Source organism: uncultured Dokdonia sp., from assembly GCF_947492535.1.
Classification (GTDB): domain Bacteria; phylum Bacteroidota; class Bacteroidia; order Flavobacteriales; family Flavobacteriaceae; genus Dokdonia.
The window spans coordinates 1-278 of sequence record NZ_CANLNH010000058.1 but is presented as its reverse complement, the minus strand read 5'-3'; the positions used below and the strand labels follow the sequence as shown (position 1 = coordinate 278).

Here is a 278-nt window from a genome sequence, read left to right as displayed (position 1 = left end):
ATCATAAATCTTACCGTTAAAAATGCTGAAATCACTGGAGGGTTTAATCCAAATGTATCGGTGAGTTATCACCTTACTCAAGCAGGTGCCAATATCGATGATGCTTCGATTCCAGATCCAACAGTTTTTACAAACACATTACCAAACCCACAGATTATATTTGCTAGAGTTACTGATAATATAACAGGTTGTTTTTCAACCGAGCCATTAGCTGTAGAAGTATTTTTACTTCCAGTTCCAACTATTCCTGCAGATTTAGAGGTTTGTGATATAGATAA

At 35.6% G+C, this 278-nt stretch carries 1 protein-coding gene; it reads left to right on the top strand.

Features of this window, described 5'->3' with window-relative positions:
- On the top strand, positions 1 to 278 hold a 278-nt coding region (locus Q1A60_RS21540), incomplete at both ends, for a hypothetical protein (protein ID WP_300008525.1).